Source organism: Alistipes sp. An116 (assembly GCF_002161005.1).
Lineage (GTDB): Bacteria > Bacteroidota > Bacteroidia > Bacteroidales > Rikenellaceae > Alistipes > Alistipes megaguti.
This window is the reverse complement of the sequence record NZ_NFLR01000017.1, coordinates 1-22,959: the sequence shown is the minus strand read 5'-3', so window position 1 is coordinate 22,959 and position 22,959 is coordinate 1. Positions and strand designations below refer to the sequence as shown.

Here is a 22,959-nt window from a genome sequence, read left to right as displayed (position 1 = left end):
GGGAGCGGAGGCCGTCTGTTTAATGGATTGACTGATAGTGTGGTGTGAAATTTGTTGCGGCGTGGCACTCCGATTGGTCGGGAAGAGATCAAACCCGAATTCTTGGATATGGAAAGATTTGACCTCTTCAGGTTGAACAGGCGAGTGTTGCTCGTGTTGTCCCTGTTGTGCTGTACGTGGGGCGCGGCGTGGGCCGACGAAACCCCCGATGATCCCGCTTCGGCGGCCGATCGCGAACTCCCCGACCGGGTGGTCTCCGGACTGGTCTCCGACGTGCAGGGGAATCCCCTGGTCGGTGCCACGATCGTCGTCAAGGATGCCCCGACGATGCAGGGAACCATCACCGGCCCGGACGGCCGCTTTTCGCTGAAGGTCCCGGCCCGTTCGACCCTCGTGATCACCTATGTCGGCTTCAAGAGCCTGCGCTTCCCGGTGCTGAACCGCACGGAACTCGACATCGTCCTCGAGGAGGAGAGCGAACGGCTGGACAACGTCGTGGTGGTCGGCTACGGTACGCAGGAGAAGTCCGACCTGACGGGCTCCATCGCCTCGATCAAGGCCTCGGACATCAAGGATACGCCGGCGCGTTCGGTGGCCGAGGCGCTGCAGGGCAAGGTGGCCGGCGTGATGGTCACCAAGACCAGCGGCAAACCCGGTGCGAGCTCCGATATCGTGATCCGCGGCGTGGGGTCGATCAACGGTCTGAACCCGCTGTTCGTCATCGACGGCGTGGCCTGCGAGAACAGCACCGACTACAACCTCAATGACATCGAGTCGATCGAGGTGATCAAGGATGCCAGCGCCGCAGCCATCTACGGTTCGCGGGCCGCCGGCGGCGTGGTGCTCATCACCACGAAGAAGGGCACCTATAACTCGAAGGCCAGACTCGCATTCACGAGCCACGTCGGCGTGCGCCAGTATACGGACATGTACCGCATGCTCGGCACCGAAGACTACATCCGCGTCATGCAGGAGATGGGCTTCAACTATTCGATCTGGAGCGACCCCTCGTCGCTGCCCGACACCGATTGGGTGAGCGAGATCTACCAGCCCGGCATCGAGCAGAGCTACAACCTCTCGCTCACGGGCGGCAGCGAGCGCTTCCGCTACTACCTCTCGGGCTCGTACGAGCGTGAGAACGGCATCCAGATGAACAACTACTGGGAGCGCATCTCCTCGCGGCTGAACGTCGACTACCGGGTGGCGCCGTCGCTGACCGTCGGGACGCGGATCTATCTGGCGCGCCTGCGCGGCAACCCCTACACGGAGTCCTTCCCGTGGGTCTCGATCCCCTACATGAGCATCTACGACGAGTCGGGCGACTTCGCGGCCATCCCGCCGGGAATCGACTTCTCGGGGGCCAATCCCGTGGCCGACATCGCCTACCATCACCGGAAACAGTCGGATCTGGTGGCCAACGGCGACCTCTACATCGACTGGGAGATCGTCAAGGGACTGAAGCTCAACCTGACGGGCTCGGCCCAGCTGGGCGGCGGCTACGACGACAATTTCTCGGAGGCCAACACGCTGGGGCGCTCTCCCTCGAAGGACAGCTACACCAAGGCGCTGGACTACGCCGAGCAGTACACCTTCACGGCGACACTCTCCTACGAGCGCCTCTTCGCCGGGAAGCACGACCTGCGCGTGATGGTCGGCTACGAGGCCAAGCGGTCGCAGCTGGCCGACCTCTCGTCGACGGCCTCCGACTTCCCGATCAACAACCCCGAGTCGTTCGCCCTGTCGACCAACCCCACCAAGAGCGCTTCGGGCGCCCTGTCGGAGGATCGCTTCCTGTCGCAGTTCGCCCGTCTGAACTACACCTACGACAACCGTTATCTGCTGACGATGAACGTCCGTCGCGACGGTTCGCCCAAGTTCGGCCCCAAGCACCGCTGGGGAGTCTTCCCTTCGGTCTCCGTCGGGTGGAAGATCTCCGAGGAGCCCTTTTTCCGGGCGTGGAATCCGTCGTGGGTCTCGATGATCAAGCCGCGCTTCAGCTGGGGCATCCTCGGCAATGACCAGGCTCTGAACAGCTTTGCCTACATGGCGGCCTTCCAGAACGTCACGAGCCACTCGTTCGACGGCACGTCGGCCGTCGGCGGCTACAACAACATCAAGGTCATCAACGAGGATATCCGCTGGGAGTCGATCTACACGACCGACGTGGGTCTGGATGTGGATCTCTTCCGCAACCGCCTCTCGATCTCGTTCGACTGGTATCAGCGCATCACCCGCGACATGATCTATGCCCTTTCGGTGCCCAACTCGTCGGGAATCACCTCGCCCTCGTCGCTGACGACGATGAGTACGATGCCGGTCAACCTGGGACGCATCGACAACCACGGCTGGGAGCTGCTGGTCAACTACCGCAACAACATCGGCTACTTCAACTACGCCATCGGGGCCAACGTCTCGCAGAACCGCAACCGGGTCGTCGACCTGGGTCTGACCAATGCGGCCATCTACGGCGGCGGAGGCCATCCGAACGAGGGCCCGAGCCCCTGCAAGACGGTCAACGGGCAGCCCATCAGCCAGTTCTGGGGGCTGAAGACCGACGGGATGATCACCTCGCAGGAGGAGATCGACGCCCTGAACGCCCGGGCGCAGGCCAACGGCTACGACTACTACCACCAGCGGCTGACCGGTGTGGGCGACCTGCGCTACGTCGACATGAACGGCGACGGCACGATCAACGACGACGACTGTACGTTCATCGGCAATCCGTGGCCCACGGTGCAGTACGGCTTCAACCTCTCGCTCGAGTGGCGCGGCATCGACTTTCGGGCCGACTTTACGGGTGTGGCGGGCAACGACGTGCTGAATCTGGCCAAATCCTATACGCAGAGTCTGCAGGAGAGTTCGAACACCACGTCGGAGATCTTCGGCGCCTCGTTCTTCATGGGCAACGGACTGACCGACCGTCCGCGCGTCATGGCCCTCGATGCGTCGAACGGCAACGTCCCGGTCAAGGACCCCAACTACAACTACCAGAAATATTCGGACTACTTCATCGAGGACGGCTCCTACCTGCGGCTGCGGACCGTGACGCTGGGCTACACCTTCCCGAGGCGGTGGACGCGCCGGGCGAAGATTGACCGGCTGCGGATCTATGTCTCGGCCACGAACCTCTGGACCCTGACGGGCTTTACGGGTCTCGATCCCGAATTTTCGAATACCACGAAGACTGCCTACGGTGTCTACTACGGCAGCACCTATCCGCAAACCCGGATGTTCTCGTTCGGTCTGGATTTGAACTTTTAAATCCCTGTTGAATCATGAAACGCATTCTGCGAAAAATAGCTCTTTCCGCCACGGTGCTGGGTGCCGCGGCGATGATGAATGCCTGCGGCAGCGACTGGCTGGAGCTGAGCGATCCCAACTCGCTCTCGCCGACCAATTTTCCCAAGAAGATCGAACACGTTGATCTGTTGGTCAATTCGGTCTACGGCGCCCAGCACCACTGGTGTTTCCTGGGCAACTACTGGGCCGGGTACGTGATGTACTGCCTCGACCATACGATCGACATGCTCTGGCACGAGGATCCGGCCTGGATCGACATCTGCGCCGGGGAGGTCAAGGCCGGCAACAACAAGGTCACCGATCCGTGGACGGCCCTGAGTCTGGGCATCTACTACGCCAACACGGCCCTGGAGGAGATCGCCTCCTACCGCACCACGGCTCCCGAGACCGAAACCGAGGCGCTGAACAACTACGAGGGGGAGTGCCTCTTCTTCCGCGCCTATTACTGGTGGCACATGTTGTCGCTCTACGGCGAACCCGATGCCGAAGGGGTCGGGATCCCCATCGTGCGGACGGTCCCCAGGACGCTGGAGGAGATGTACATCGGCCGGGAGAAGACCGGCGCATGTTATCAGGCGATCATCGAGGATCTGGACCGGGCCGTGGATCTGCTGACGCAGACCGATCCCCATCGGGTGACGGTGTGGGCCGCCAAGGCCTTCCGGGCCAAGGCCTGCTTCTTCGCCGGGCAGCGGGACCTGGCCCGCACCTACCTGGAGGATTGCATCGCCAACAGCGGCAAGACGCTCGAGACGTTCGACCGTTACCGCATGATGTTCAACGGGTACGATGCGTATGAATACAACAGCGAATCGTTCTACGAGATGGGCAACCGGGCCGATCCGACCAGCGGCTCGGCCTACGGAAGCCCCAATACGGGTTCGACCCTTTCGCTCTACTATCCGCCCTTCTGCATCGCGCCGGACGGCACGCGCACGGCCATGTCCTACGGCAACCAGTACATGCACGACCGCAATCTGGGGCGCTTCGGCTATACGGATCCGGCTCCGCAGTCCGCGGCGGTGATGAAGACGCGCCAGGGGGCCGACGGACAGACGGAGTACTACCTCGACGAGGCCTATCTGGCCCTGCAGCAGAAGCACCGTGACGAACTGGGCCGCGAGGCGGATGGTCCCGATCCGCGGCTGTACGTCTGCGCGCTGCAGCCCTTCGTCGACGAGGTGCAGATGACCATCGACGGCGTGAATGCCACGCGCAAGGTGGCGCAGGTCGACTTCGGCAAGTGGTGGGAGGATACCTCCGCCTCGACGGGCAACGACCCCGAGACTTTCTACGGATGGCCCGTGCGCAAGTACAATTTCCTCGAGGGGCATCTGCTCGACGCCACGCGCAACGTCGCCGGTTACAACATCTACTTCCTGCGTCTGCCGGAGATCTACCTGATGTACGCCCTGCTGCTCCGCGACGAGGATCCCTCCACGGCGCTCGAATATGTGAACAAGGTGCACCGCCGGGCCTACAACTATCCGGTGGATGCCCCCTCGGAGGTGGACTACCGATCGCTCTCGGACCGCACCCGCACGGTCGATGCCACGGACCATCTGGCCAACGATCCGCTGCTCTACGAGTTGTGGGCCGAGATTTTCGGCGAGATGCGCTGGTGGGAGTACGTGCGGCTGCTGGATCTGGGCGAGAAGGAGAAGGACTACTACAAGACGATCTCGGGCCCGGGCTCCTCGAAGACCAACATCGTCTGGAAGGAGACCAACTACGCCATGCCGATTCCGACGTCGGAGTTCGAGAACAACCCCAATCCGGCCATGGTCCAGACCCCCGGCTATTGATCGCAGTCAGATATCTCTCGGAGCGGAGTCTCCGGATGTAAGATCACCCCTGTGCCTTTATGGCGCAGGGGTGATCTTTTCATGAGTTTTCTCCGTTTTGGGGGCGTTGGGCAGGATCGGGCGTTTTCGAAGTGTCGGTCCCGGCGATGGATGCTTTGACCCTCTTGCGCCCGTCGGATGCTACCGGCGGCCGTTGAGGGTGATCATGTCGCAGAGCGTGGTGTTGAAATCCACGGCTGCAAGCAGCCGCTCGAGGCAGAGATGCATGCGGTAACGCCACTGGTAGCGCGGAATGGCCGGGATGTTGATCCGCTCCCTGTGCGGGTCCGGAGCGCGCAGCGTCTCGTCCATCGCGAGCCAGTCCTGCAACGGCAGGATGGCGAACATCGACGGCGAAGCGAGGTGCATGGAGATGATTCGCTGGCAGATCCACGGCTCACAGCTCTGCGGTACGTCGCCGTCGGCATGCAGCACCTCGCGGAAGAAGCGCGTCGAGAGCTGCCGGTCCTCCTCCCACCAGGCCCGCAGCGGATTCATGTCGTGGGTCGAGGTGGTGCAGACGCTCAGATAGGGGTAGCGCGACGGATCGGCGAAGGTCTCGCCCATCGTCTTGGGCATGCGCTGCACCTCGAGCGAGAGGATCTGCAGCGTGCGCATCGTTTCGGGAACGCAGTCGGGAATCATCCCCAGATCCTCACCGCAGGCCAGCATGTCCGTAGCGGTCAGCAGAACGGGGAGCTTCCGCATGGCCGACTCCTTCCAGAAGAGGTTGTGACGGCGGTAGAAGAAGTCGTTGTGCAGCCGGTTGAACGACTCCTGCTGCCATTCGGGCAGCCGCTGCCACGAACGGGTCCTGCGTCCGTCAATCCGGGGGTGGAAGTACCCCTTGCGGCGGGGATCCTCGACGAAGAGCACGTCGTCGAGCAGCGTCATCAACCCCTCGCGCAGCCGTACGGTCTCGGGATCATCGCCCGGCAGCTGCTCGGCCGCCCGGCGCTGCGTGGCGAACTCTTCGCGCAGACGCCCCTGCTGCAGGCAGCGCCGGCGGAAGGTGTCAACCAGCGGACCGAAGATCTCCCCGAGGGTTGCGTCGTCGAGCGGCGGAGTGGTGTAGAGCCCCTTCGTCAGGTCGAATCCCATCCGTTGCAGCTCCTCGGCCGGATAGGGCAGCGCCGGGTTGAAGTGCCCCAGCAGTCCGTGGATCGCCTCCGAGGGGATTTCCCAGATGCGGAAGAAGCCGAGGATATGGTCGATACGGTAGGCGTCGAAGTATTCGGCCATCTTCCGGAGCCGGGCCTGCCACCAGGCGTAGTGGTCGCGGGCCATGCGCTCCCAGTCGTAGGTCGGGAAGCCCCAGTTCTGACCCTCGGTCGAGAAGGCGTCGGGCGGGGCACCGGCCTGGGAATCGAGGTGGAAGAGGTGGGGTGACTGCCAGGCGTCGGCACTCGTGCGGCTGACGCCGATCGGCAGGTCGCCCTTCAGCACGACGCCCCGGCTGTGGGCGTAGCGGCGAACCTCGGAGAGCTGCAGGTGCAGGTAGAACTGCACGTAGCAGTGGTAGGCCACCTCGTCGCGCCGTTGCAGGCAGTAGGCCTCGACGCGTTTCTGGTTGTAGCGGGACAGGTCGCCCCATTGCGTGAAATCGGCCGTGTGGTGTTCGTCGCGCAGCGTGCAGTAGGCCGCATAGGGCAGCAGCCACGAGCGGTTCTCCGCCAGAAAGGCCTGATAGTCGGGGCGTGAGGCCGTATAGGCGGCATTGCGGGCAAAGGCTTCGCGCAGCAGCCGCTGCTTGGTGCGGTTGACGCGTTCGTAGTCGACCTCGGGCAGGGCGTTCAGCTCGTCGCGCAGGCGGCGGTAGGCGTCGTCCTCGACCACGCCCGCCTCGGTCAGGCGCAGGAACTGCGGATGGAGCGCAAAGCTCGAATTGGCGTTGTAGGGGTAGGAGTCCTCCCACGTGCCGGTCATCGAGGTGTCGTTGACCGGCAGCACCTGGATGACGCGCTGATGCGTCGCCGCGGCCCAGTCGACGAGCAGTTTCAGATCGAGGAACTCCCCGACGCCGAAACTCTCTGCGGAGCGGAGCGAGAAGACCGGAATGGCCGTTCCGGCACTCCGCCAGCGGCGCTCCGGAAAGCGGGCCACCAGCGAGGCGTCGAGCCGGATCTCACCCTCGGCGACGGGCTCCTCCCAGCGGCGGTTGTCGCCCTCCTCCCACTGCAGGGGGCGCAGCGTTGCCCGGTCGGCGATCAGCAGTTTGTATTCGCATCCCGCGGGCAGCGAGCAGGCGCAGCCCCAGACGGGGAAGTCGATGTCGTCGAGCGGCACGATGCGCTGCCAGTTGTCCAGGGCCTGGGAGGCCAGCGCCAGCGTCTCGTCGGAGTGGATGGCGGGTTCGACCACCCACAGCCAGACCGAGGCCTGCGTGGGTCGGACGCCGATGCCGGCCGGAGCGGACGTTTCGTCGCGGGTATCCGTGCAGGCGGCGCGGCCGAAGATGCCGTGGGTGAAGGCCGTGGAGTAGAACGCCGCATCGGGGCGCAGCTCCTGCCAGCGGTCGCGGATGCGAAGTGCCGTGCGCGGCGGAAATTCGGGCGGCAGTCGGAGCGAATGGGCGTGCCATTCGGTGCGGATGATGCGGCCGTCGCGTTCGACGACATAGCGGTACGAGCGGAGCTGCTCGAGGTTGCGGATCTCGGCCGTTCCCTGCCAGAGATCGTTGCGGGTGTATTCGAGGGCGACTCGGCGCTGGCCGAGCACCACGGCGAGCTGCTCGCCCCAAAGGGTATGGTATTCGATTTCGAAGATGAGTCGCATGATGGGTCGGAGTTCTCGGTTCGGGTTTTGATTCGATCTCTACAAAGATAGAAATTTCGTTCGGATTTCGGAATCTCGGGCCGCTTTTTTTGGTGAGGAGTTCATCCCCGGGCCGCGACGGTCGGGGGGCTGCCCGATGGAGCACCGGAACGGGCGGAGTCCTGTGCGGCGGCCGATGTCCCGAACCCCGTGGCCGACAAAAATCGGCCGAAGGGGGCCGGGGTTGCGAAAAAATCCGTATCTTTCGTCTGACGACCAACCAAAACTGCTACACGCGTATGAAATTCTTTATCGACACGGCGAATCTCGACCAGATTCGCGAAGCCCACAAACTGGGTGTTCTCGACGGCGTCACGACCAACCCGTCGCTCATGGCCAAGGAGCACATTCGCGGCGAGGAGGCCTGCAACCGCCACTATGTGGAGATCTGCCGCATGGTCGGCGGCGATGTCAGCGCCGAGGTCATCGCCACGGATTTCGAGGGGATGATCCGTGAGGGCGAGGCGCTGGCGGCCCTCGATCCGCACATCGTCGTGAAACTCCCCTGCACGGCCGACGGCATCCGCGCCGTCCGATGGTTTGCCGACCGGGGCGTGCGGACGAACTGCACGCTGGTCTTCTCGGTGGGGCAGGCCCTGCTTGCGGCCAAGGCCGGGGCCACCTACGTCTCGCCCTTTGTCGGGCGGTTGGACGATATCTCGGAGGACGGCGTCGGGCTGGTGGCCCATATCGTGCGCGTCTACCGCACCTACGGATTCAAGACGCAGGTGCTGGCCGCCTCGATCCGCCATACGCACCACATCATCCAGTGTCTGGATGCCGGAGCCGACGTGGTGACCTGTCCGCTTCAGGCCATCCTCGGCCTGTTGAAGCACCCCTTGACCGAGAGCGGTCTAGCGCAGTTCCTGGCCGACCATGCCCGCGTCAATCAGGAGTGATTGCGGGGGCGAATCCAGGTCTGCAACCTGCCGGCGGAGTCTTTACGGGCTCTGCCGGCGTCGTTTCGGGCCGCCCTCCCGGCCGCTTAGCCGATCAGTTTCGTCAGCCGGCTCTCCGGTGCATCGGGGAACAATTCGCGGAAGTGGTCGTGGATGCGTACATGGGATTCGTCGGGCGTACGGTCGATCGTGAGCGGGCCGTAGAGCGCCTCGGGCGTCATGTAACGCGCCACGCCCCAGCCGTAGGGGTTGCCGTGGCGGTCGGTGTTGTATTCGAAGTCGGCGATGACGAGCCGCCCCTCCATCTGCAGCCGCGTCAGAATCGGGTCGAGCGAGACCTTCTCATCCTCCGGAATCTCCGATTCGGGATCCGTCGGACGGCGGCGTCCGCGTCCCCGGGCAAAGCCGAGCATGCGGCGCAGCTCCTGAATCGTGGCCGAGCCCTCGACCTCGATCGTCTGCAGCACCACATCGTCCAGTGCCGCGGCATCCTCGTTGGGGGCCAGCAGCCGCGAGCGACGGTAGTTGACCCAGTCGGGCAGCCACTCCCAGCTGACGAATCCCGCCTTGCGGTTGAAGAACTTGCCGTAGGCGCAGTGTCCTTCGCGGATGACGGGGCCTTTCCACTCCCAGGCCCCCTCCTCGTCGGTGAACCAGTACTCCGGAGCGATCATCTCCTCGATCGAGAAGCCGGGGATGCCGCAGCGGAAAAAGGGGAGAAAGCCCATCTGCAGACAGCGCTCCTCCACGTCGGTCGAACTTTTCAAGCAATCTTTCATCCTGATTCCGTATTTCGGTTCCGTTGCAGCCTTGGAGCAGCCTCTCCGGCCGGTGCGGTTGCGGGGGGGCGCGGAGCGGGGGCTTCCTCTGCCGCAGCGGAACGTTGTCCGACAAATTTACCGTTTAATTTTCAAAAACGACGTGCTTTCCCGGACAAAGTTGACCGCGGAAGGCCCGGCTTGTCGCTTCGTCCCCTCCCGGCAAAGCTGCCGGTCGGAAGCCGGACAGCAACCCCGGATACCGGCCGTTCAGCCCTTCCGGCGGGCCGTGACGTTTTGTGGTATGTGCGAAAAATCGTATCTTTAGTCCGTGATCCGCCGGATCAGAGGCGTGCATGCGTGATGTGAGATCGGTTTATCGGCTTATTGCCAGAAGGTTGGCCGGGCTGTTCGAAAAAGGAACCGAAAGACTCCTGCCGATCGTTGCAATCTTCCCGCTCCCGGCCTGTCGCACAGTCTGCGGCCCGGAAACCGGCGGATCATGTGAAAAGTTTTTTACATTTTTCAGGGATGCGTGGCTACGCAACCCCCCCCCTTGTTCGGAGAGTTATCGGAACAGCGCCCTGGGTAATTTTCGATCGTCTGAATGAAAATGTCGGACCTGGAAAAAGTGAAAGATAAAAACAAAGAGCTCGCAGACCTGCTTGTCTCCGTCAGCGAGAACAACGATTACGCCTTTCGGGTTTTCTACGATCTCTATTACCGGAACGTCTTCCGGTTTGCCTATTATTTTCTCAAAAACCGGGAGGCCTGTCGCGAGGTGGTGAGTAATGTCTTCGTTGCCGTCTGGAAATCACGCGTGTCGCTGCGGCAGATCGTCAATGTCGAGGCCTATCTCTATGTCGTGGTGCGCAACGAGGCCAACCGCTATCTGAAACGGAGTCAGTCTCGTCCCCGGAGCCTTTCGCTCGACGATGTCCCGGCCGTGGTGCTCGACCGCCGGGGCGATGTCTCTCTGCAGGACGGAGAGGCGTCGGACAGCCGTCTGATCGATTCTGAAGTCGAGGAGCTGCTCAACCGGCTGGTCGGCGATCTGCCGGAGCGCTGCCGCATGGTGTTTCTGCTCAGCCGTTCGGAGGGACTCTCGGTGCGGGAGATCGCCTCGATGCTCTCGATCTCCGAGAGTACCGTGCGGGTGCAGATCAAGATCGCCGTGGACCGGATCCTGGAGGGCCTTCGCCGCTATTACCCCGATCTGAAACTGATCACGCTGTTGCTGCTGCTCTTCTCGGACAGGCTTTGATCATCGAAAAATGACAAAATCTGAAAAAAAACCGCGGTTCCCATAAACGGAATCGCGGCTTTGTTACTCTATATTGGTGTAACGGGATAAAATGCAACTGCAGATGCAAGACAAAAACCGCGAAACAACGACGAATCCGACGTCCGACAGTCGGAGCTGGACCGAACTTGTGGATGCCGTGCGGATCAATCCGGAGGTGGATGCCATGGCCGATGCCATGCGGGAAGAGGTGTGGAGGAGTGTGCACTCCAGAATCCGTCGGCAGGGACGCTGGATGCGGATCGGCCGCTGGGCTGCGGCGGCCGTGGTGATGGCGGGCGTTGTCTGCGGCAGCTGGATGCTGGGCGGCATGCGCACCGAACGCCGACTGGAGGCCTCGGCCTTGCCGGTGAGCGTCTCCACGCCGCTGGGCGTGAAGTCCGAGGTGGTGCTGCCCGACGGTTCGTACGTGCAGCTCAACGGCGGTACGCGGATCGTCTATCCGGCCATCTTCGGCCGCGAGCGACGGGTGACGGTCGAGGGCGAGGCCTATTTCGAGGTGGTGCACGACGAACGCAAACCGTTCGTCGTGACGACGGGGTCGATCGTCTCGACGGTCCTGGGCACCACCTTCAACGTGCATGCCTACCCCGAGGATGACGACTGCCGGATCACCCTGGCCTCGGGTGCCCTGAGGGTCGATGGCGCCCCCGGGTCGCGCAGCGTGGTGCTGATGCCCGGCGAACAGGGCTTCTTCAATCGCCGAAGCGGCCTGCTCACGCTGCGGACGGTCAATGTCGAACAGGAGCTGTCGTGGCGCGAGGACAAACTCTATTTCCGGGGCGAACCGCTCGAATCCATCGTCCGGACCCTCGAACGGCAGTTCAATGTCGATATCGTGATCTCCGATCAGGCGTTGTGCGGCGTGCGCTTCACGGGTGAGTTCGTCGACGGGGAGAATATCCACGAGATCATGCGGATCATTTCGAGCGACAGCCGCATCCTCTACCGCAACTACCGGAACCATTTCGAACTCTACAGGAACCGATAAACATCCATTTTTTCTACAACCTAAACTTCAAACCGTATGTGTAAAAATTCTACTCGCGGGGGAATCACTTCCCCCCCCCTCCGAAAAATGCTCGGAATGGTGGCGCGACGCTTGGGCAGCCTGCTGATTGTCAGCTGGTTCCTGCTGTCGTCGCAGGTGCTTTATGCGCAGAATCCCGTTATCACGCTGTCGCTCAGGAACGTCACCGTGCGGGAGATGATCGATGCCGTCAAGGCGAAGAGCGGCTATTCGTTCTGGTATCGCGAAAGCGAAGTCGACCTGCAGAAACGGGTCTCGGTCGAGGCGCAGGAGCAGCCCGTGCTGAAGGTGCTCGACGGAGCCCTTGCGGATCAGGGCCTTCTGGCCAAAATCGAGGGCCGTCATATCGTCCTCTACAAGGCGGCTCCCGGAGCCGGCAAGGAGTATCTGCTCTCGGGCCGCGTGGAGTCGGAGTCGGGCGAACCGATCGTCGGAGCCACGGTGCTCGTCGAGGGGACGACCCGGGGCGTGGTGACCGATTCGAAGGGCGAATTCACGCTCGAAGTGGCGGAAGGCGCCCGGCTGAATGTCTCCTACATCGGCTATGATGCCGCTCAGGTCGAGGTGGGTAACCGCACCCGGGTGAGCGTCGTGCTCAAGGAGGATACCACGCGCATCGACGATGTGGTGGTGGTCGGTTACGGCGTGCAGAAGAAGGTCAACCTGACGGGTTCGGTCGCCGTGCGCAACATCAAGGAGGTCGAGAACCAGCCCATGACCCACGCTTCGCAGGCCCTCTACTCGATGCCCGGTGTCTACATCAACCAGGCCTCGTCGAAACCCGGCAGCGACGGTGCCACGATCCGCATCCGCGGCGTGGGGACCATGAGCAGTGCGAGCCCGATGGTGCTGGTCGACGGTATGGAGTATTCGCTCGACGAGCTGAACCCCAGCGACATTGAGACGATCTCGGTGCTGAAGGACGCCTCGGCCTCGATCTACGGCTCGAAGGCTGCCAACGGCGTGATCCTGATCACGACCAAGCAGGCCCGCAAGGGGGCTCCGGTGGTGAAGCTGAGTGCCAACTTCGGCGTGCAGTCCGCCACCTACGTGCCCGACGTGGTGACCGACCCGATCCAGTACATGCGCATGCGCAACCAGGCCGAACTCAACGAGGGCAAACTGACGGTCACCTATGCCGAGGACGACATCCTCGAGTATCAGGAGGGCATGAAGCACGACCCCTATACCTATCCGGCTTCGGACTGGTATGACCTGTGCTATCAGAACGGCTTCCTGCAGCAGTACGACGCCAGCGTCACGGGCGGTACGGACAAGATCTCCTACACGCTCAACGGCGGTTACATGAACCAGCGCGGTATCATGGTGGCCAACGACGACGCCGAGCGCTTCTCGTGGAACATGAAGGTCAACGCCCAGGTGACCAAACGTCTCAAACTGGGCGTCAGCCTGCTGGGCAACCTGCGCTACAACACCGACCCGATCTACGGCATATCGACGACGGTCAACGTCATCAACCGTGCCCTCCCGATCTTCGGTACGCAGCTTCCCGACGGAAAGTGGCTCTCGACGTGGCTCTCGACGCCGGGCCGCAACAACCCCGAAAACCCCCTCATGGAGCTGCACGAGGGTAATACCCGCCGCCAGTACCATCGCATGCTGGGTCAGGTCAACATCAGTTACGACCTGCCGTGGGGCATCAAGTACAACGCCAACCTGGGATACGTCAAGATCGACCACTATTCGAAGGACTTCAAGCACGCGATGTACACCTACAACCCCAAGACCATGGAGCGCAAGGACTTCAGCCCCTACGTGTCGGCCAAGGACTGGGACAACAACTCGATCAACTACACCTTCTACAACACCCTTTCGTGGGGCAAGAGCTTCGGCGGCAAGCACAATTTCAACGTCATGGCCGGTACGGAGTACAAGCGTTACGACAGCAAGAACTTCCAGGCCAAGAAACGCGACTATTTCAACAATCAGCTGACGGCCCTCTCGGTGGGCGCCACGATGGATGGGATCACCGGCGGTTCGTCGCTCGAACTGCTCTTCTCCTACTTCGGCCGCATCACCTACGACTACAAGGAGAAGTATCTGCTCGACGTGACGGCCCGTTACGACGGCTCGTCGAAATTCGCCAGGGGCAACCGCTGGGCCTTCTTCCCGGCCGTGTCGGTCGGCTGGCGCATCGACAAGGAGAGCTTCATGGAGAACGCTCGTGCGATCGACGTGCTGAAGCTCCGCGGATCGGTCGGCGAGATGGGTAACCAGGCCATCGGCAACTACGAGTATCTGATGGCCGTGGTGGCCAGCAGCGCCTACAACTACAGCTTCGGCGACGTGCTCTCGGGCGGTGCCGCGATCAAGGACTTCGTCGACGAGAACATCTCCTGGGAGACCACCCGTACCTACAACCTCGGTCTGGATTTCGAGGCCTTCGACCACCGGCTCCTCTTCAGCGTGGACCTCTACAAGAAGCGCACCGAGGGTATTCTGCGCGACGTGCAGATCCCGGCCCAGATCGGTAACCTCACCGGCCCGAAGCAGAACATCGGCGTGGTGGCCAACGACGGTTTCGAGCTGAACCTGCAGTGGAGAAGCTCGATCAAGGATTTCCACTACAGCATCGGCGGTAACTTCTGCTACAACAAGAACATCGTCGTCGACCTCGACGGTCAGGAGTACATCAAGACCTTCAACATCATCCGCGAGGGCGATCCCATCGACGCCTGGTATCTCTATCAGGCCGACGGATTCTACAACAGCTACGAGGAGATTGCCAATTCGGTGACCGTCGGCAGCGGCGTCAAGCCGGGCTACATCCGCTACAAGGATCTCAACAACAACGGCCAGATCGACGACGGCGACCGTGCCGTGAGCGGCAATCTGACCCCGAGCATCACCTACGCCTTCAACCTCGGACTGGGATGGAAGGGGCTCGAGTTCTCGGCCCGTTTCCAGGGCGTTGCCGATGTCAGCACCTATCTGTCGGGCAACCTGGCCGCCCCGTTCTGGAACGGCGCCGGCGTGCTCAAGGAGTGGGCCACGGATGCCTGGACCCCCGAGAACCACAATTCGCGGCTGCCGATCCTCCACACGGCAACGGGTGCTCCCGAGATGCACGACTACAAGAACACGCAGTGGCTCTACGATGCCTCCTACCTGCGATGCAAGCAGCTGCAGCTCTCCTACAATCTGCCCAAGCGCTGGATCTCGAAACTCGGTATGAGTTCCTGCCAGATTTTTGTCAACGGCGAGAATCTCTTCACCTTCTCCCCGCTGAAGATGTTCGACCCCGAGATCGACCTCTCGTCGACCAATCTGATGCAATATCCTTCGCTGAAAACGATCAACTTCGGCTTCAACATTACATTCTAACCGTCCAAACTGCTGAAAAAAGATGAAAAAGATAGTGTTCGGACTGATGCTTTGCGGAACTGCGGTACTCGGTTCCTGCAATCTCGATACCGTCCCCACCGACAAATATACGGTCGAGACGTTCTGGCAAACCGAAGAGGGTACCGAGGCCGCCATGACCGGCTGTTACAACGTACTGGTCAGCGACGCGCTGTTCGGGGGCTCGACTCCGCTCATGGAGGATACCGCCACCCCGAATGCCTACAACTACAACAACTCGGGCGGTTACAACGTCATCGCCCTGGGTACGCATACGCCCAACAGCTCGGGCGTGATCCCCAACCGCTGGAAGAAGTGTTACGAGGGAATCGGCCGCTGCAATACCCATCTCAACCGGCTGCCCGGTGCGGTCATTGCCGATGATCGCCGCGTGCAGATGGAGGGTGAGGCCAAGTTCCTGCGGGCACTCTACTACTACATGCTGGTGACCTACTACAACGGCGTTCCGCTGATTCTCGACGAACCGGTCTATTCGCACGGATCGCTGCCGCGGGCCTCGCGCGAGGAGGTGGTCAATGCGATTCTGAACGACCTGAACGACATCATCGACCGCGAGCTGCTCGACTGGAAATGGGCTGACAAGGAGGATCAGGGTCGTGCCACGCGCGGTGCGGCCATGGCGCTCAAGGCCAGGCTGCTGCTCTTCGAGGCCAGCCCGCTGCTCAATACGGCCAACGACGTGGAGAAGTGGCGCGTGGCGGCCCAGGCGGCTCAGGATCTGATCGACAAGGAGGCGCTGACCGGCTACGACCTCTACGACAACTACCGCAACCTCTTCCTGCCGGCCTACGAGCACAACTGCGAGTGTGTCTTCGACGTGGAGTTCTCGAAGACCAAGAACACGGCCGTCAATACGTTCAACGTCTTCTCGGTGCAGTATCGCAACAACGCGCCGCTGCTCGATCTGGTGCTCGACTACGAGACGACCTCGGGAGGTGCCGCCACCATGGGCAAGTACGACAATCTGGATCCGCGTTTCGCCGCCACGATCTTCTATCCCGGCTCCACGTTCCTGGGCAAGGCGCACTGCTCGGCCTCGGAGATCTGCCAGTTCACGGGTTTTGCCCACAAGAAGCTTACGATCTACGACGAGCAGGCACGGGATTCGGACGATGCGAACGGTGACGTGAACTACATGTTCATCCGCTATGCCGACGTGCTGCTGATGTTTGCCGAGGCGCAGAACGAGGTGGATGCAACGCCTTCGAATGCCGTGTACGACGCCCTGAACCGCGTCCGCGAGCGGGCCGGCATGCCGACCTTCCTCTACGGCTCGAAGACCAAGGACGAGATGCGCGAGATCATCCGTCACGAACGCCGCATCGAGTTCGCCGGCGAGGGTCTCTACTACAACGACATCCGCCGCTGGCGGACCGCCGAGCGGGTGATGAATGCCGTGATCCAGGATTACGCCGGGACCGACATCGCCGTGCGGGCCTTCGACCCCGATCGGGACTACTGGTGGCCGATTCCGGCGGATCAGCTGCTGTTGAACAAGAATCTGGTTCAGAATCCCAATTATTGATCTGTATAAACGGTTGAATAACGAACATGAAACGAATTCTGTGCTTCCTGCTGGGGCTGCTTTTCCTGCAGGGCTGTAACAAGGATGAGGACCCGGTGCCGTATGTGCCCTGGCGTCCCGGCGATCAGACGGAGGAAACCATCGATCTGGAGGATGCCACGCAGGTGATGATCCTTCCCGAACAGGCCAAAAACCGCATCGTGATGGTGGACCAGCCGACCGGCAAGGTGGCCTGGGAGTGGACGGCGGCCGACAGCGGCCTTTCGACCGCGGAACAGGGGTGGTTCGAACTCCCCGACGAGGCCAAACCGGTCTACAACCGCACGTGCCTGCTGGTTACGGCTTCGGGCGGAGGCGTTGCCCTGATCCGCATCGCCGACAAGAAGGTCCTCTTTTACGCCAAGCCGGGCGGCAATCCCCACTCGGCCGAGGTGCTGCCCGACAAGAACATCGTGGTGGCGTCGAGCACCGGCAACAAGCTGAGTGTCTATGTCTACGACGAGTCGAAGGCCTATGTGTCGAAAGCGGCCTTCACCACGACGGTCACGTCGGGTCACAACGCCGTCTGGGACCTCACCCGCAACTGCCTGTGGACGGCGGCGGGCACGCAGCTGCTGAAATTCGAGTACAACGGCAACCGCACCGCGCCGCAGCTCACGCAGATCCGATCCTACGACATGCCCTCGGGCAACAGCGAATCGCACGACCTCTCGCCGATCTACGGTGAGGATGCCCTCTACGTGACGACGAACGAGCATGTCTACCGGTTCGACTGTGCACAGGAGAAGTTCCTCGAGGCGGAGATCTTCCAGCAGAACTCGATCAAGAGCGTCTCGACCGGTCCGGAGGGTTATCCGACGCTGGTCATGCGTCCCACGTCGGGAAGCGGCAACTGGTGGTCGGCCGAGGTGACCGATCTTTCGGGCAACCGGTTGTTCAACCGCATGGGGTATCAGATCTACAAGGCTCGCTGGTATGTCGAGAATCCGTTCAGTTACCCCGCCGTACATACGTTGTAAAACCTGAAAAAACCTAAATGAGATGAAAAACTGGCGAAAATATGTGATGCTGGGGGCCTGCATGGCCTCCGCGACGATGCTGATCTCCTGTACGCAGGCGGTCAAGCGCGATACCGAGGAGCAGATCCAGGAGATGACCGTTCCCAAGAAACCCGGCCCGATCACCAAGGTGCCGGCCACGTTGACCTGTAACGGCGGCGAGGAGTTCACCTTCTCCGTCTCGCAGGTCCAGTGGGCCGAGAGCTACGAGTGGACCATTGCCGAGAAGCAGCAGTCGAAGATCCAGATCATCGAGGGCCAGGGGACCAATGTCATCAAGGTCCGGGTGGTCAACGACGACGTGGTGATCCCGGCCCAGACGGTCTCCGTGGTGGCCAGGAACGAACTGGGGACGAGCGGTGTGCGGGAGTACTTCGCCGCCATCACCGTGGAGGTGCCCATCGAGCTGCCGGGCTATACGGTCAAGAAATACGGCAAGCGCTGGTGGATGACCGAAAACTGCCACGAGACGGGTGCCGACGGCAATCTGGGCGTGGCTCCCGACCTGACGGCCTACACGGTTGATGGTCTGGATGCTTCCGTTCTGGAGCGGCTCGATGCGGCCAAGGGACGTTTCTACACCTGGTATGAGGCGATGACCGGCATCTCGGGCTGTACGGCCGAGCAGTGCCCCTATGTGCCGAACTACGAAGGAACCGACGATGTGGGCAATCCCTTCCGTCTCGACGGTACGGAGGAGGGCGAATTCGGTGTTCAGCTGCGCGGCTGCTGCCCCGAGGGGTGGCACGTGGCCAACATCAACGACTGGTGGGACATGTTGATGGCCATCAAGAGCGAATACGCCATTCCGGACGATTTCACCCTGGGCGGATATACCTTCACGGGCGGCCATGACGGGAATCCGGCCAATGCCGCGACCAAGGCTTCGTTCAGCAAGTCGGGCTGTACGGTCAAGAACATGGGCAACGTCGGGGCCTGGCTGCGGGGCGGCAATGGCCGCATTGTCGATGGCGGAGTCTGGCTGCAGTCGAGTCTGACGCTGACCGATGCCGGCGAACCGCTGCTGCAGTTCGTTGACGATGCCGAGCGGATCGGATTCAACTGGTATCCGGTCGGAGCCCGGAAATCTGACGGCTCGTTCAACTCCTCGGCAATGGGCAAGTGGGGCTATCTCTGGTTTATCGGTCAGAATAGTGCGACTACCAGTCGAATGCTGATTATCAGCGCCACGAGTATGAATCTGTCGACGCAGAGTCCGTCGAAGTCGGATGCCTACAACGTCCGCTGTGTGAAGAACTATATCGAATAAGAATAAGAAGATGAAAAAGATGTTGTGGACGGTGGCTCTGCTGCTGGGAACCACCACGCTGTGGGCACAATGCCTCGGCGTGGGCGGTTCGACCAGCAGCATGCGCCCCGAGGCGATGGCGCAGGCGGCCGCGGCCGGCGTCGGGTACGTGGAGATCGGGATCAGCGGCAAGGGTACGCCGGACGAGATCCGCGAAAAGGCGTTGCATGCCAAACAGATGGCCGATCGGGCCGGTTTGAAGGTGTGGTCGTGTCACCTGCCCTTCTCACGCCAGATCGACATTTCGGTGCTCGACGACAGCCTCCGCCGGGCCAACATCGAGTTCCTGACTCGGATGATTGCCATCTGCGGGGAACTCGGACCGCAGCGGCTGGTGCTGCATCCCAGTTCCGAACCGATTGCCGATGCGGAGCGCGAACAGCGCATCCGCAACAGCATCGCTTCGATCGGGATCCTGCGCCGGGAGGCCCGCCGGATCGGCGCCGTGCTGTGTATCGAGGACCTGCCGCGGACGTGTCTGGGGCGGACCTCCGACGAGCTGCTGCGCATCATTGCGCCGTATCCCGACGTGATGATCTGCTTCGACACGAACCATCTGCTCAAGGAGGATCCGTTGCATTTCATCGAGGCGTGCGGCAACCGCATCGCCACGGTACACATCTCCGACTACGACGGTGTGGACGAGCGGCACTGGTTCCCGGGCAAGGGCATCCTCGACTGGCCGGCACTGTACGGGGCGCTGATGAAGGCCGGATACAAGGGGGTCTTCATGTATGAACTCAAGAACGGCGAGGGAACGTTCGATGGAATGGTCTCGTTTTATGAGTCGTTGAACGACAGCTCCCGGGCAAAGGAGTGATTCCGTTGCCGATTGGAAAAGAGCGGGCTGCCTCCGAGAGGCAGCCCGCTCTTTTTTCGGGTCGTACAAGGGCGGTTCGCACGCGAACGTCACGGGTCGTTCGTCGGGTCGATTTTACGTGCTGATACCTCCCTGCGCCGGGCAGCGGTGTGTGGCGAATGAAAATATGGCGCTTGCATCGTCCGAATCTCCGGTTTCCCACGAGGTAATTGCGGGTTTGCTCACCTCTTGGGCGTTGTACCACTGCCCGTAGCACACGAGCCAGATGGCCATGAGGGTGAGTCCCGTCTTTGGGTCGGGCCGTCGGGAAAGCCCAGTAGGATGACGCCCGAGAGGAGGGAGAAGAGTCCTCACACTGCCAGATGGAACCGTAATCGGCGACGCGTGATGTAGAAACGGTCGGGCAGCGTGGTGAGTGCCGAACTGAAGAGCCAATAGCTGAGGAAATAGGTCGAGAGATGCATCAGAATGGCGGCATTGACGTTGTAAAACCGGATCTCGAAGAAGGAGTGAACCGAGTAATTGGCCGCCAGGAGCAGCAGAGCCACGCTCATGATGCGTCGCGAGCGAAGGTAGTTCGCGAAGATGGCCTTGCCGGGAGTCGGGGCCAACAGGAAATAGATGCCGAGGAAGATCATCAACGGCCGGGCGATGCAGAGCGAATATTCGTAAAGCGGATAGTTTATGCGTGTTTGATGCTTGCTTGTGGTCTGCAGGTGATTCCGACTTCTCCAGTTCTTCGTGGCTTCCCGGTTCCTTCTGCCGCTCCGGTTCCTTCTGCCGCTCCGGCCCCTTCTCTCTCCGGGCCCTTCGGTCTTTCCAAGCCTCTTCTCTCTCCGGTTCCTTCTCTTCTCTCTCCGGTTCCTTCTCTTCTCTCTCCGGTTCCTTCTCTTCTCTCTCCGGCCCCTTCTCTTCTCTCTCCGGGCCCTTCTCTTCTCTCTCCGGGCCCTTCTCTTCTCTCTCCGGGCCCTTCGGTCTTTCCAAGCCCCTCTTACTCTCCTGTTCCTCTTGCCTCTTTGCCTTTTTTCGAAGGTCCACACCTTCGGAGCTCACGCTGCCTGCCAAGGCAAAATTACGCAATCATTCAATCGGATGTCTCCACCCCGTGCGAAAAACCTTCCGCACCCGGACAGCCACAAAAAAGGGAGTCTCGACAAAGACTCCCGGGGTGCAATTTGATGAAAGACTATCGAACTTTTATTGAGGATTTTCAGCGTCTGGTTCAATTTGTAGATTATCTGGATGCGAGAGAGGAGTATTTGCCGCCTGTACACTGAAGACAAAGAAGAGTTTCTGATAGGTTGTATTTCTCGTTTTCTTTTGTATGTCAGATCGATATACTATAAGCACCCTTTAATTAATAGGCGGTAGAGGTAGGTGTATTAAGGTGGATACTGTTTGTTGAATATCGCGTACTACTCTCTATGAAAAAATATTTTTCTACTGTACTTGACTTTTCTACTTTTCCTGCTATTTATTTATAAAAGAGAAAATTATGGAAAACAAGAAAAGAATTTACAGAGAATTATCGGACGAAACAAAGCAAAAAATCAGCAACGCCTCAAAAGGTCGTCCTAAATCCCAAAGTCATCGCCAGCATATTAGTCAGGCTATGACTGACTATTGGAAAACCATTCCACATCGTCCAACCCCATCAGATAACCCCCCCCCACAGAGTCCGGGCAGATTGTCTAATAAAAAAGTAGAGACCCATAAATCTCTACTTTCTCATTTTCTATTAACAAAGAGGGGAAATGTAGTTTTCAGAATTCGTTCATTGCTGAAAACTGCGCTAAAAATAAAAAGTTAAACTTTTAATCTTTAATGATAAGATGCGATACAATTAAAATAAAATCCAATTATAAATATCTATTAAATAAGAATATAAACTTTAATATTCTATTTGATTCAAAGAAAAACAATGTTAATGGAGAATATTACTCAAGTCAAGGCAATAATAATATCCCCTTTAATTTATACATAGCAACCAACTATTCTAAACAAACACTAACTATTGAATTTTCAAGTAAAGTATTATTTGATGATTATCCCAAATTGATAACAGCAGAGACTCTTCCCCAATGCTTATACAACCTCAATGATATGGGGATATGCACAATTGATATAGATGGTGTTCTCAAAACAGGTTGTATCACTCAGGCGGATATAACAACAGATGTTTCTTTGGAACTAACTGATGACATCCTGACTGCCTTAAACAACAATGTGGGTAATTACCGCCGATTCAAATGGCAGCATTACGACGGCAAAGGAATCACATTTACAAAAGACATTATTGGAAGAGGCAAAGAGGAAATAAAATTTTATAACAAACGCAAAGAGTTATCCGCTACGGCGCAAAATAGACGATTCCTTGATTTATTAGCAAACAGAGAACAGGTTGAGAACTATTTTTCAGATAAGACACGGATTGAGATTAGCCTGAACACGCAGTCACAAATACGCAACAGCCTGCAAATAGACAATACCTATATTCCAACGTTCTTTGCGGCTGGCGCAAATCCCATCCTTGCTCAGTTTGATAGAATATTTAACAACTCCACAATAGACTCTTCCATTGATATGGACAATTATGATACATGGGCAATGTCCAAGATTTTGGAGTTGTACAACGGGAACCTGCAATTGATCGAACAGGATGTAAGAAGGCTTTACAAATTTCGGTCAGGAGTAAATTCCCGTATGGCAAAGTTTGAGCAACTGAAGCAAATGCAGCAAACTCCGCAGCGTAACATTATCCAAGAAGTGCGCAAGCTTTTGTGTTAATTTAAGAATGTCATTCGTGTCCGGGAAAAATCCGGACTGGTTATTATAAAGTTTAACAATTAAAACAAAGTAGGTTCGGTAGAACCATCCGGTTCATTGACAATATTGCAGTTAGGTTTACAGAACAG

Annotated in this window: 15 protein-coding genes and 1 pseudogene; 12 read left to right on the top strand and 4 right to left on the bottom strand. The window is 59.6% G+C overall.

What is annotated here, in order from left to right; translation table 11 throughout:
* The first annotated feature begins 108 nt into the window (after positions 1-108).
* Together B5E60_RS10635 and B5E60_RS10630 are read left to right on the top strand one after the other, a co-directional pair.
* Positions 109-3,261 (top strand): SusC/RagA family TonB-linked outer membrane protein, encoded by a 3,153-nt coding sequence (locus B5E60_RS10635; protein ID WP_239403312.1) that lies wholly within the window; start codon positions 109-111, stop codon positions 3,259-3,261.
* 14 nt (positions 3,262-3,275) lie between these two features.
* Complete coding sequence (locus tag B5E60_RS10630) at positions 3,276-5,105, top strand: RagB/SusD family nutrient uptake outer membrane protein (protein ID WP_087311480.1); 1,830 nt, start codon at positions 3,276-3,278, stop codon at positions 5,103-5,105.
* A 180-nt stretch (positions 5,106-5,285) separates the two neighbouring features.
* Here B5E60_RS10630 and B5E60_RS10625 read toward each other — a convergent pair whose 3' ends face one another.
* Complete coding sequence (locus B5E60_RS10625) at positions 5,286-7,919, bottom strand: 4-alpha-glucanotransferase (protein WP_087311479.1); 2,634 nt, start codon at positions 7,917-7,919, stop codon at positions 5,286-5,288.
* A gap of 278 nt (positions 7,920-8,197) precedes the next feature.
* Between B5E60_RS10625 and fsa the strand changes: the two genes are divergently transcribed.
* Entirely contained in the window at positions 8,198-8,857 is a 660-nt protein-coding gene (fsa, locus tag B5E60_RS10620; protein WP_087311478.1) for a fructose-6-phosphate aldolase, read from the top strand.
* Positions 8,858-8,943: 86 nt separating this feature from the next.
* Here the strand turns inward: fsa and B5E60_RS10615 are convergent, their stop codons facing one another.
* Positions 8,944-9,636, bottom strand: coding sequence for an AlkZ-related protein (locus B5E60_RS10615; protein ID WP_087311477.1), 693 nt, complete (start codon positions 9,634-9,636; stop codon positions 8,944-8,946).
* Positions 9,637-10,246: 610 nt separating this feature from the next.
* Between B5E60_RS10615 and B5E60_RS10610 the strand changes: the two genes are divergently transcribed.
* The 7 genes from B5E60_RS10610 (at position 10,247) to B5E60_RS10580 (ending at position 20,044) form a co-directional block, all read left to right on the top strand.
* Positions 10,247-10,879 (top strand): RNA polymerase sigma-70 factor, encoded by a 633-nt coding sequence (locus B5E60_RS10610; protein ID WP_162611632.1) that lies wholly within the window; start codon positions 10,247-10,249, stop codon positions 10,877-10,879.
* 103 nt (positions 10,880-10,982) lie between these two features.
* Positions 10,983-11,909, top strand: a complete 927-nt coding sequence (locus B5E60_RS10605; RefSeq protein ID WP_204246467.1) for a FecR family protein — start codon at positions 10,983-10,985, stop codon at positions 11,907-11,909.
* A gap of 96 nt (positions 11,910-12,005) precedes the next feature.
* Positions 12,006-15,293, top strand: a complete 3,288-nt coding sequence (locus B5E60_RS10600) for a TonB-dependent receptor (protein ID WP_087311505.1) — start codon at positions 12,006-12,008, stop codon at positions 15,291-15,293.
* Positions 15,294-15,315: 22 nt separating this feature from the next.
* On the top strand, positions 15,316-16,857 hold the full coding sequence (locus B5E60_RS10595; protein ID WP_087311474.1) for a RagB/SusD family nutrient uptake outer membrane protein: 1,542 nt from the start codon (positions 15,316-15,318) through the stop codon (positions 16,855-16,857).
* Between the two features lie 26 nt (positions 16,858-16,883).
* Positions 16,884-17,876 carry a DUF6528 family protein gene (locus B5E60_RS10590; protein WP_087311473.1) on the top strand — a complete coding sequence of 331 codons (993 nt, stop codon included), beginning with the start codon at positions 16,884-16,886 and terminating at the stop codon, positions 17,874-17,876.
* 22 nt (positions 17,877-17,898) lie between these two features.
* On the top strand, positions 17,899-19,185 hold the full coding sequence (locus B5E60_RS10585; RefSeq protein ID WP_087311472.1) for an FISUMP domain-containing protein: 1,287 nt from the start codon (positions 17,899-17,901) through the stop codon (positions 19,183-19,185).
* Between the two features lie 10 nt (positions 19,186-19,195).
* A complete protein-coding gene (locus tag B5E60_RS10580; RefSeq protein ID WP_087311471.1) occupies positions 19,196-20,044 on the top strand; it encodes a sugar phosphate isomerase/epimerase family protein in 849 nt (282 codons plus the stop codon).
* Between the two features lie 114 nt (positions 20,045-20,158).
* Here B5E60_RS10580 and B5E60_RS14075 read toward each other — a convergent pair whose 3' ends face one another.
* Together B5E60_RS14075 and B5E60_RS10575 are read right to left on the bottom strand one after the other, a co-directional pair.
* Positions 20,159-20,317: a hypothetical protein gene (locus tag B5E60_RS14075; RefSeq protein WP_204246469.1), complete on the bottom strand. Its 159-nt coding sequence runs from the start codon at positions 20,315-20,317 to the stop codon at positions 20,159-20,161.
* Positions 20,291-20,730 (bottom strand): annotated as a pseudogene (locus B5E60_RS10575) (AraC family transcriptional regulator); the annotation flags it as partial. The gene B5E60_RS14075 and the pseudogene B5E60_RS10575, both read right to left, overlap by 27 nt.
* A gap of 809 nt (positions 20,731-21,539) precedes the next feature.
* On the opposite strand from B5E60_RS10575, the gene B5E60_RS10565 reads away from it, so the two are divergent.
* Entirely contained in the window at positions 21,540-21,854 is a 315-nt protein-coding gene (locus tag B5E60_RS10565; protein ID WP_087311469.1) for an NUMOD3 domain-containing DNA-binding protein, read from the top strand.
* A 14-nt stretch (positions 21,855-21,868) separates the two neighbouring features.
* Complete coding sequence (locus B5E60_RS10560) at positions 21,869-22,831, top strand: hypothetical protein (RefSeq protein WP_143260742.1); 963 nt, start codon at positions 21,869-21,871, stop codon at positions 22,829-22,831.
* Positions 22,832-22,959: the final 128 nt, after the last annotated feature.

Excerpts from the sequence above, each read along its gene's own strand:
- B5E60_RS10560 (WP_143260742.1), top strand. The coding sequence starts at position 21,869 with ATGATAAGATGCGATACAATTAAAATAAAATCCAATTATAAATATCTA.
- B5E60_RS10605 (WP_204246467.1), top strand. The coding sequence starts at position 10,983 with ATGCAAGACAAAAACCGCGAAACAACGACGAATCCGACGTCCGACAGT.
- fsa (WP_087311478.1), top strand. The coding sequence starts at position 8,198 with ATGAAATTCTTTATCGACACGGCGAATCTCGACCAGATTCGCGAAGCC.
- B5E60_RS10565 (WP_087311469.1), top strand. The coding sequence starts at position 21,540 with ATGGAAAACAAGAAAAGAATTTACAGAGAATTATCGGACGAAACAAAG.
- B5E60_RS10600 (WP_087311505.1), top strand. The coding sequence starts at position 12,006 with ATGGTGGCGCGACGCTTGGGCAGCCTGCTGATTGTCAGCTGGTTCCTG.
- B5E60_RS10580 (WP_087311471.1), top strand. The coding sequence starts at position 19,196 with ATGAAAAAGATGTTGTGGACGGTGGCTCTGCTGCTGGGAACCACCACG.
- B5E60_RS10630 (WP_087311480.1), top strand. The coding sequence starts at position 3,276 with ATGAAACGCATTCTGCGAAAAATAGCTCTTTCCGCCACGGTGCTGGGT.
- B5E60_RS10595 (WP_087311474.1), top strand. The coding sequence starts at position 15,316 with ATGAAAAAGATAGTGTTCGGACTGATGCTTTGCGGAACTGCGGTACTC.
- B5E60_RS10635 (WP_239403312.1), top strand. The coding sequence starts at position 109 with ATGGAAAGATTTGACCTCTTCAGGTTGAACAGGCGAGTGTTGCTCGTG.
- B5E60_RS10625 (WP_087311479.1), bottom strand. The coding sequence starts at position 7,919 with ATGCGACTCATCTTCGAAATCGAATACCATACCCTTTGGGGCGAGCAG.
- B5E60_RS10585 (WP_087311472.1), top strand. The coding sequence starts at position 17,899 with ATGAAAAACTGGCGAAAATATGTGATGCTGGGGGCCTGCATGGCCTCC.
- B5E60_RS14075 (WP_204246469.1), bottom strand. The coding sequence starts at position 20,317 with ATGGCCATCTGGCTCGTGTGCTACGGGCAGTGGTACAACGCCCAAGAG.
- B5E60_RS10615 (WP_087311477.1), bottom strand. The coding sequence starts at position 9,636 with ATGAAAGATTGCTTGAAAAGTTCGACCGACGTGGAGGAGCGCTGTCTG.
- B5E60_RS10590 (WP_087311473.1), top strand. The coding sequence starts at position 16,884 with ATGAAACGAATTCTGTGCTTCCTGCTGGGGCTGCTTTTCCTGCAGGGC.